Genomic DNA, 8,039 nt, shown 5'->3' with positions numbered 1-8,039 from the left:
ACAGTGGATGCGGATTATCGCGGCGAAATCGGTGTGCCCCTGATCAATCACGGCGAGGCGCCGTTTACGATCCGGCGCGGCGAGCGCATCGCGCAGATGGTGATTGCATCGGTGATCCAGGCGGAACTCCTCCCGGTCACCAGGTTATCCCCGACCGAACGTGGCAGCGGCGGCTTCGGCTCAACCGGCCGGTAGCCCGGCTGCATTTTCTTAAAAAACCGCTTGGACCCTCAGCTAATCCGTCATTTTTTGATGGCAGGATTCACGTTCACGATCTGGACTCTTACCCGCTGAGTCCCCTTGGCGATATTGTTGCTTGATTCGCGCACGGCGGGGGATTCGCCGGGCTTGATGTCGTGCGGATTGGGGTAATCATGTCGGGCGTAGTCGCGGCGATGCGCCGGACCCTGCTGTCGTGCACGTTCCTCGCGCGTGGCGGGCGGGCAGCGTTGGGAACTCTCGTTGGCGCTGTTGGACTGGGCCTTGCCCGGCCAGCGCAAGCGGCTGACCTGTCTTTCCTGCACGCCATGACTGCCGTCCTCGCCGACCTGAACCATCAGGAATTCGCGGCGTTGACGGCGGCGCTGTCGTTACTCGGCTTTTCCGTCGTCGCCGCCATCCTGTTGATGCGAACGCGCCTGCGCGCGGCGCAGAACGAGGCCGGGCTGCGCAGAGAAATCCAGCGCCTGCATAACGAGGCCGACCGCTACCGTTCGCTGCTGTTTGCGGAACCCCAGGTTCTGATCGCGTGGCCCGCGGGCGAAGATCGTCCGCAGATCAGCGGCGACGTCGCCGCGCTCACCGCCCATGAATCGCCGCAGCGCATCTTGGCGTTCGGAACCTGGCTGCCGCCGGCGCCCGCGCTGCAAATGGATCGCGCGATCGGCACCTTGCGCGAGAGCGGCGAAGGCTTTCTCCTGAACCTGACCACCTCGAGCGGGCACGCCGTGGAAGCCCTTGGACGCGCCATCGGCGGCCAGGCCATTGTGCGGATTCGCGAATTGTCCGGCGTGCGGAAGGAGCTGGCAGAGACCAATCTCCGGCACAAGGCGCTGCTGCAGGAAACCGAAATGCTTCGCGGCTTCGCGCAGGCCGCGCCGTGGCCGATCTGGGCCAAACGCGTCGACGGCGGTCTTCAATTTGCCAACGGCGCCTATGCCAAGGCGACGGACGCCGCCAACAGTCAGGATGCCATCGAACGCAACCTCGAACTGCTCGACAGTGGGGATCGCGGCGACATGGAGCGCGCACTAAACGAAACCGCCGCATTCACCGCACGGCTGCCCATCGTGGTCGGCGGCGAGCGGCGCTTTTACGACGTGCAGGCGCTCAACGTCGGCGGCGGCAGCGTCGGCATGGCGATCGACGCCTCGGAAGCCAACGCGCTGAGCGAGGCGCTGGTGAGAATGGCGGAAGGCCATCGCCGCACGCTCGATCAATTGTCGTCGGGCGTAGCCGTCTTCGATGGCCGCAGACGCCTCGCCTTCTATAACGATTCCTATCGGCGGCTGTGGGACCTCGACCGCGCCTTCCTCGACGGCAATCCCGACGACTCAAGCGTGCTCGACCGGCTTCGCGCCGCGCGCAAACTGCCGGAACAGCCGGATTTCCGGGCTTGGAAAGCCAAGCTGCATGAAGCCTACCGCGCCGTCGAAGCGGAAAAAGACACCTGGTATCTGCCCGATGGCCGGGCGCTCAGCGTCGTCACCACACCCAATCCGGAAGGCGGCGTCACCTACCTGTTCGACGATGTCACCGAAAGCCTGGACCTCGCACGACGGTTCGACGGCCTGATCCGCGTCCAGCGCGAAACGCTGGATAATCTCGCAGAAGCCGTCGCCGTGTTCGGCAGCAACGGCCGTGCGCGACTGTTCAATCCCGCCTTCGCCAGCATGTGGAAGCTCTCAGCCGAAGCGCTGGGCGAACAGCCGCATATCGATACCGTGGAGACCTGGTGCAAACCCTTGTTCGACGACGCGGCGACCTGGCGCGTCATCCGTGAGGCGGTGACCCGAATCGGAAACCGGGTCGCGGTGCCGCTCAAGCTTGAACGCAAGGACGGCAGCGTTCTGGACTGCATGACCATGCCGCTGCCCGACGGCGCCACCATGCTGACGTTCCAGGACATCACCGACACCGAAAATGTCGAGCGGGCGCTACGCGAGCGCAACGAGGCGCTGGAGACCGCCGACCAGATGAAGGTGGATTTCGTCCACCACGTCTCCTACGAACTGCGCTCGCCGCTGACCACCATCATCGGATTTGCGCATCTGTTGAACGACCCGGCCACGGGGCCGCTGGTGGCCAAGCAGGCCGAGTATCTCAACTACATCACGGCCTCGACCAATTCGCTGTTCGCCCTCATCAATAACATTCTCGATCTCGCCAGCATCGATGCCGGCGCGATGACGCTCGAAATCGGCCCCGTTGATATTCGCAAAGCCATCGACAATGCGGCCGAAGGCATTCAGGATCGGCTGGCCACCGACCATATCGAACTCAAGATCAACGTCGATCCGAATATCGGAACCTTCATCGCCGATGGCGGGCGTGTGGTGCAGGTGCTCTATAATCTGCTCGCCAATGCCGTCGGCTTTTCACCGCAGGACTCCGTGATTACCTTGAGCGCCATGCGTACCGATCATCATGTAACCTTCGCCGTGACCGATCTCGGCCCGGGCATCGCGCACGACGTCAAGGACAAGGTCTTCGACTGGTTCGAGAGCCATACCAACGGGTCGCGGCACCGCGGCGCCGGACTCGGCCTGCCCCTGGTGAAATCCTTTGTTGAACTGCACGGAGGCCGGGTCCGCGTCGATTCGATCATCGGCAGGGGAACGACCGTCACCTGCGATTTCCCGGTCGATCAGGCGGCGCATCGCAGCGCTGCGGAATGACGAAGCCGTCGACATTCTCGTTGGCGCTGGCGAACGAGACCGCGACCGCAAATCTCATGGCCGATCTTGCGCTGCTGATCGGCGCCGGCGACGTCATCACGCTTTCGGGCGACCTCGGCGCCGGCAAGACTGCCGCTGCCCGCGCTCTGATCCGTTATCTTGCCGATGATCCGGCCACGGAAGTCCCTAGCCCGACATTCACGCTGGCGCAGAGCTACGACCTGCCGTCGTTTCCGCTGATCCATGCCGATCTCTACCGCATCAACGATGCCACGGAGTTGGAAGAGATCGGCCTGTCGCCCTTGCCCGAAGGTGTCGTGGTGCTGATCGAATGGCCGGAACGCGCGCCTTCGGCGTTGCCGCCGGATCGGATCGATATTGCACTCAGCCATCGTCCGGCGCTCGGCTCGACGGCGCGCGCCGCCGAGATCACCGGCTTTGGCAGGGCCGCAGCCCAGGTCACACGGTTAGAGGCGTTGCGGCAATTCCTCAACCTCGCCGGCTTTATCGACGCGAAACGCCAACGCATGCCCGGCGATGCCTCAACGCGATCCTACGCGCGGCTGTTTCGGGACGACGACGCCGTCATTCTCATGAACTCGCCGCGGCGGCCCGATGGCCCGGCGATCTACGACGGCAAGCCCTATAGCGCCGCGGTGCATTTGGCCGAAGACGTCAAGCCGTTCGTCGCGATTGCCAACGGTTTGCGCGAACGTGGCCTCTCGGCGCCCGCCATTCATCACGCCGACCTCGATGCAGGCTTCCTCATCACCGAGGATTTCGGCCGCGAGAGTTTTGTCGAGGGCGAGCCGCCGGGCCCCATCGCCGAACGCTATGAAGCCGCCACCGATACGCTCGCCGTCCTGCATCGCGGTCCGCTTCCCGAAGCCCTGCCGCTGGCCCCGCATATCAGCTACACAATCCCTGTGTTCGACGTCGACGCGATGATGGTCGAAATCGGGTTGATGCTCGAATGGTATCTGCCGGATCGCGGCGCGCCGATGCCGGACGCCGCGCGCGACGAGTTCGTGACGCAGTGGCGTGACCTGCTCGGCAAGATCGCGGCGCTGCCCCGGACCTGGGTGCTGCGGGATTTTCATTCCCCGAACCTGATCTGGCTTCCTGATCGATCCGGAATTTCGAAAGTCGGCGTGATCGATTTCCAGGATGCGGTGCTCGGACCGGCCTCTTACGACCTCGTTTCGCTGCTGCAAGACGCGCGGATCGATGTTCCGGAACAGCTCGAGCTGGCGCTGCTGACGAGGTACATCAAGGCGCGGCACGCCACCGACAACCCATTCGATCCGGCCGGCTTCGCCGAAAGCTATGCGATCATGTCGGCGCAGCGGAATACCCGGCTGCTCGGCACCTTCGCCCGGCTCAACCGGCGCGACGGCAAACCGCAATATTTGCGTCACCTACCCCGGATCTGGACCTATTTGACCCGGTCGCTGAGGCATCCGGTGCTTGCCGGCCTCCGTGGGTGGTACGACGCCCATGTCCCGCCACCTGCGCCCAACGCCTGATTTACCTGATATTAGCCACCTCCCGTCTATTCTGCCGGCGCTCCTGCCTGCAGGCATGACCATGGTCATACTCTCAGTGGGGGCGGCTGCTTAAGGACGGAGTACGATGGTGACCGAGCGGCGCAGAGGTGAACGGATCATATTTGAGCGGGGGTTTTCCGCCCACATGATGGGCATCGACGGCACGTGGCGCCGCGATTGCACCATGGAAGACGTCTCCGAGACCGGCGCCAAGTTGACCATCGAAGGCTCGGTCGAAGGACTGCATCTGAAGGAATTCTTTTTGCTGCTGTCGTCGACGGGTCTTGCCTATCGCCGATGCGAACTCGCTTGGGTGAATGGCGACCAGATCGGCGTGAATTTTCTCAAGACCGGCGACAAGAAGAAAAAGTCGCGCCGCCCCGCTGAAGCCTAGAGCTCTGGCAAGATGTAGCCTAACGCCCGTCGTACCACCGTCATATCAGGCAATTATGGCGGTCGGGTAGTCAATGCGCCGCCCGAATCGCCGTGGTATGATTCCCCCGGTCGTTATTGGCAAGCAGGAATGATCCCTCCTCACCGATCCGCCGGGAAGCAAGAGTCCAGAAACGTAGATTTGCTCGTGGTCCTTTTGATTCTAACATTTGCAAAAGTGGCTGCTGTGAAGGGATGCAAATGTTAGAATCGGACCGCTAGAATGCCCGTCAAACCCGACAGAGCCATGATCCTCGCCGCCGGTCTCGGCGTGCGGATGCGCCCGTTGACGGAGCGGATGCCAAAGCCGCTGGTTGTCGTGGCAGGCCGTCCGTTGCTCGACCACGTGCTCGACAAGCTCGGCGACGCCGGCGTCAGCGAGGCGATCGTCAATGTCCACTACCTGCCCGACCAGATCATCGAGCATGTGGCGGGGCGCAAACGGCCACGCGTGATCATTTCGGACGAACGCAACGAGGTGCTCGGCACCGGGGGCGGCGTCGTCAAGGCGCTGCCGCTATTGGGTGAGGCGCCGTTCTTCCATCTCAATGCCGATACGCTGTGGATTGACGGCGTGCGTCCGAACCTGGCGCGGCTCGCCGAAGCCTTTGATCCCGCGCGCATGGACATTCTGCTCTTGATGGCGCCAACCGCCAGCAGCATCGGGTACGAGGGCAACGGCGATTATGCGATGCTGCCTGACGGCGCGCTGCGAAAGCGTAAGGAGCATCAGGTGGTTCCGTTCGTCTATGCCGGCGTTGCGATCATGTCGCCCATCATCTTCGCCGGCGCGCCCCGCGGCGAATTTTCGCTGACCAGGACGTTCGACGCCGCCAACGAGCAGGAGCGGCTGTTTGGCTTGCGGCTCGACGGCACCTGGATGCATGTCGGAACGCCGGACGCTATCGGCGACGCCGAAGAGGCGTTTCTCGAAAGCGTGGCGTAACGGTCTTCGATTTTCCGGCTTGGCAGATTCGCGCCCAAAATAGGCCCATGCCATGATGCAGCCTGACATCGAATCAGGCAGCTCATGCGCGTCCTAAGCGTTCCCTCATCGATACCTTTCCTGCGCACCATCGTTGCCGCGCTGGTCGATGGCCGGCTGGTCGAGGGATTTGAAGCGCGCACGCGGCCGGAGAGACTGACAGACGCCACGCTCTACCTTCCGACCCGGCGCGCCGGACGGTTGGTGCGGGAAATCTTTTTGCAAGAACTCGGCACGCAGGCCGTCCTGCTGCCCCGCATCGTCGCGCTGGGCGATATCGACGAGGATGAACTCGCTTTCGCCGAGGGGGACGATTCCTACGGCGGGGCGACCGCGCTCGAGCTTCCACCTAAACTCGGCGACCTGGAGCGCCGGCTGACGCTGGCGAGACTGGTCGCGGCGTGGGCGAAGAGCCCGGATTCCGCTTCCCTCGTCGTTGGCGGCCCGGCTTCGACCCTGGCGTTGGCCGGCGACCTCGCGCGGCTGATGGACGACATGGTCACCCGCGGCGTCGGGTGGAAAGCCCTCGACGGGCTGGTGCCGGAGTCGTTCGATCAATACTGGCAATTCACGCTTCAGTTTCTGCGGATCGCGCGAGAGGCCTGGCCGGCCTATCTTGTGGAAATCGGCAAAATGGAGCCGGCGGAGCGCCGCGACCGCCTGATCGACGCGGAAGCCAAGCGCCTGGCAGCTCACCACGCCGGCCCCGTGATCGCGGCGGGTTCGACCGGATCGATGCCGGCGACCGCAAAATTCCTGCATGTGGTGGCATCGCTGCCGCAGGGCGCCGTCATTCTGCCGGGGCTCGATACCGATCTCGACGACGCGGCCTGGCAAAGCATCGGGGGGGTGCGGAACGACGAGGGCCGGTTCACCGAGCATCCTGCGGCGAGCCATCCGCAATACGCCATGCATGCCCTTCTTGATCGCTTCGGCATTAGCCGTGGCGACGTCGAGATTCTCAAGGCCCCCTCGCCAGGCGGGCGCGACCTGCTGCTGTCGGAGGCGATGCGTCCATCCAACGCGACGGCGCAATGGCATGATCGCCTGGCCCAGCCCGAAATTGCCGCCCATGTCGCGGACGGCATGAAGTATCTCGCGGTGATCGAGGCGCCCAATCCGGAAATGGAGGCGCTGGCGATCGCGATCGCCATGCGCGAAGCGCGGCATTTGCAGAAGTCGGCGGCGCTGGTGACGCCGGACCGCGCGCTGGCCCGGCGCGTGATGGCCGCGCTGGCGCGTTGGAACCTCGACTTCGATGATTCCGGTGGCGATGCGCTGATCGAAACCTCGGCTGGAATCTTCGCGCGGCTGGTGGCGGAGGCCGTCGCCAACGGCCTGGAGCCGCCGACCTTGCTCGCTTTGCTCAAACATCCGCTGTGCCGGCTCGGCGGCGCACCTGGCGCCCACACGTCGACAATCGAAGCGCTTGAACTGACGCTGCTGCGCGGGACACGGCCACAGGCAGGCAGCAAGGGTCTCGTCCAGGATTTCACGCGCTTCCGGGACGAACTCGCAAAACTTCGCGACAGGCAGCCATCTTCGCTGCACGGATCGGAGAAGCGAACGCGGCTGAAAGATTCACAGCTCGACCAGGTACGCGCGCTGACTGCGACGTTGCAGGCGGCGCTGGCGCCGATGGAAGGCCTCTCTTCGACGCGGCCCTGCGATTTGGCGGAGATCGCCGCGCGGCATCGCGAGGTGCTGATCGCCCTGTCGGAGGACGACAACGGCATTGCGATTGCATTCGAGGGGCAGGAGGGCCTTGCGCTCGCATCCGCCTTCGACGATCTGCTCGCCGAGCAGAGACAAAGCGGCCTCCCGGTCACGCTGCCCGATTATCCCGAGGTGTTTCAGACCGCGTTCGCCGATCGCGCGGTACGGCGGCCGGAGAAACCCGGCGCGACGCTCCACATTTATGGCCCGCTGGAATCGCGATTGATGCAGGCCGACCGCGTCATCGCCGGCGGATTGATCGAAGGGGTGTGGCCGCCGACGCCGCGCACCGATCCCTGGCTGAGCCGACCCATGCGCCACGAGCTCGGCCTCGATTTGCCCGAGCGGCGCATTGGCTTGTCCGCGCATGACTTCGCGCAGCTCGTTGGCGCCGAGGACGTAATCCTCAGCCACTCATCCAAAGCCGGCGGCGCGCCCGCGGTCGCTTCTCGCTTCCTGCAC

The 8,039-nt window shown here is 64.2% G+C and carries 7 protein-coding genes; 6 read left to right on the top strand and 1 reads right to left on the bottom strand.

What is annotated here, in order from left to right; translation table 11 throughout:
• Window positions 1-195, top strand: a 195-nt coding sequence (locus WB528_RS07805; RefSeq protein ID WP_423887839.1) for a dUTP diphosphatase, incomplete at its 5' end; no start/stop codon positions are given.
• 47 nt (window positions 196-242) lie between these two features.
• Here the strand turns inward: WB528_RS07805 and WB528_RS07800 are convergent.
• Window positions 243-557 carry a hypothetical protein gene (locus WB528_RS07800; protein ID WP_423887841.1) on the bottom strand — a complete coding sequence of 105 codons (315 nt, stop codon included), beginning with the start codon at window positions 555-557 and terminating at the stop codon, window positions 243-245.
• Between WB528_RS07800 and WB528_RS07795 the strand changes: the two genes are divergently transcribed.
• The 5 genes from WB528_RS07795 to addB all read left to right on the top strand — a co-directional run.
• Window positions 450-2,897, top strand: a complete 2,448-nt coding sequence (locus WB528_RS07795; protein WP_423887840.1) for a PAS-domain containing protein — start codon at window positions 450-452, stop codon at window positions 2,895-2,897. The two genes, WB528_RS07800 and WB528_RS07795, sit on opposite strands and share 108 nt — an antisense overlap.
• On the top strand, window positions 2,894-4,423 hold the full coding sequence (gene tsaE, locus WB528_RS07790) for a tRNA (adenosine(37)-N6)-threonylcarbamoyltransferase complex ATPase subunit type 1 TsaE (protein WP_423887838.1): 1,530 nt from the start codon (window positions 2,894-2,896) through the stop codon (window positions 4,421-4,423). Before WB528_RS07795 ends, tsaE begins: the two co-directional genes overlap by 4 nt.
• Window positions 4,424-4,529: 106 nt before the next feature.
• Window positions 4,530-4,838 (top strand): PilZ domain-containing protein, encoded by a 309-nt coding sequence (locus tag WB528_RS07785; protein WP_423887837.1) that lies wholly within the window; start codon window positions 4,530-4,532, stop codon window positions 4,836-4,838.
• Between the two features lie 261 nt (window positions 4,839-5,099).
• Complete coding sequence (locus tag WB528_RS07780) at window positions 5,100-5,822, top strand: nucleotidyltransferase family protein (protein ID WP_423887836.1); 723 nt, start codon at window positions 5,100-5,102, stop codon at window positions 5,820-5,822.
• Window positions 5,823-5,906: 84 nt separating this feature from the next.
• Window positions 5,907-8,039, top strand: a 2,133-nt coding sequence (addB, locus tag WB528_RS07775; protein ID WP_423887835.1) for a double-strand break repair protein AddB, incomplete at its 3' end; no start/stop codon positions are given.

The sequence above is a fragment of the Bradyrhizobium sp. genome (genome assembly GCF_049586575.1).
Classification (GTDB): Bacteria; Pseudomonadota; Alphaproteobacteria; order Rhizobiales; family Xanthobacteraceae; genus Bradyrhizobium.
Note: the sequence above shows the minus strand (reverse complement) of the source record. Positions and strands in the feature narration are given on the sequence as shown.

What these genes read in the sequence shown, in the direction of transcription:
- WB528_RS07800 (WP_423887841.1), bottom strand. Translation starts at nt 557, where the DNA reads ATGGTTCAGGTCGGCGAGGACGGCAGTCATGGCGTGCAGGAAAGACAG.
- tsaE (WP_423887838.1), top strand. Translation starts at nt 2,894, where the DNA reads ATGACGAAGCCGTCGACATTCTCGTTGGCGCTGGCGAACGAGACCGCG.
- WB528_RS07785 (WP_423887837.1), top strand. Translation starts at nt 4,530, where the DNA reads ATGGTGACCGAGCGGCGCAGAGGTGAACGGATCATATTTGAGCGGGGG.
- WB528_RS07780 (WP_423887836.1), top strand. Translation starts at nt 5,100, where the DNA reads ATGCCCGTCAAACCCGACAGAGCCATGATCCTCGCCGCCGGTCTCGGC.